1 protein-coding gene is annotated in these 1,175 nt (G+C 69.1%); it reads left to right on the top strand.

The genetic code is table 11. The annotated features are described in order from the left end of the window. Positions 1 to 1,175, top strand: a 1,175-nt coding sequence (locus DIE15_RS36620; RefSeq protein WP_148095703.1) for an acetyl-CoA C-acetyltransferase, incomplete at both ends; no start/stop codon positions are given.

The raw sequence follows: 1,175 nt of genomic DNA, 5'->3' as shown, positions 1-1,175 counted from the left end.
ATGACGGACGTAGTGATCGTATCGGCCGCGCGGACCGCGGTCGGCAAATTCGGCGGCTCGCTCGCGAAGGTCGCGGCACCGGAGCTGGGCGCGACGGTGATTCGCGCGGTGCTGGAGCGCGCGGGCATGAAGCCCGAGCAGGTGAGCGAAGTGATCATGGGCCAGGTGCTGACGGCGGGCTCGGGGCAGAACCCGGCGCGCCAGTCGCTGATCAAGGCCGGCCTGCCGAGCGCGGTGCCGGGCATGACGATCAACAAGGTGTGCGGTTCGGGCCTGAAGGCCGTGATGCTGGCGGCGAACGCGATCATGGCGGGCGATGCCGACATCGTGATCGCGGGCGGCCAGGAAAACATGAGCGCGTCGCCGCACGTGCTGCCGGGCTCGCGCGACGGGTTCCGGATGGGTGACGCGAAGCTGGTCGACACGATGATCGTCGACGGTCTGTGGGACGTGTACAACCAGTACCACATGGGCATCACGGCGGAGAACGTCGCGAAGGAATACGGAATCACGCGCGAGGAGCAGGATGCGTTCGCGGCGCTGTCGCAGAACAAGGCGGAAGCGGCGCAGAAGGCCGGGCGCTTCAACGACGAGATCGTGCCGGTGGCGATTCCGCAACGCAAGGGCGAGCCGCTGCAGTTCGCGACGGACGAGTTCGTGCGTCACGGCGTGACGGCGGAATCGCTGGCGGGCCTGAAGCCGGCGTTCTCGAAGGACGGCTCGGTGACGGCGGCGAACGCGTCGGGCCTGAACGATGGCGCGGCGGCGGTGCTGGTGATGTCGGCGCAGAAGGCGGCGGCACTCGGCCTGACGCCGCTTGCGCGGATCAAGGCGTACGCGAACGCGGGCGTGGATCCGAGCGTGATGGGCATGGGTCCGGTACCGGCATCGCGCCGCTGCCTGGAACGTGCGGGCTGGACGCCGGGCGACCTGGACCTGATGGAAATCAACGAGGCCTTCGCGGCGCAGGCGCTGGCGGTGCACAAGCAGATGGGCTGGGACACGTCGAAGGTGAACGTGAACGGCGGGGCGATCGCGATCGGCCACCCGATCGGCGCGTCGGGCTGCCGGATCCTGGTGACGCTGCTGCACGAGATGGTCAAGCGCGACGCGAAGCGCGGGCTGGCGTCGCTGTGCATTGGCGGCGGGATGGGTGTCGCACTCGCGGTCGAACG

The sequence above is a fragment of the Burkholderia sp. Bp9031 genome (genome assembly GCF_003857965.1).
In the GTDB taxonomy this organism is placed as follows: domain Bacteria; phylum Pseudomonadota; class Gammaproteobacteria; order Burkholderiales; family Burkholderiaceae; genus Burkholderia; species Burkholderia ambifaria_A.
This window is presented reverse-complemented; position numbering and strand designations above follow the sequence as displayed.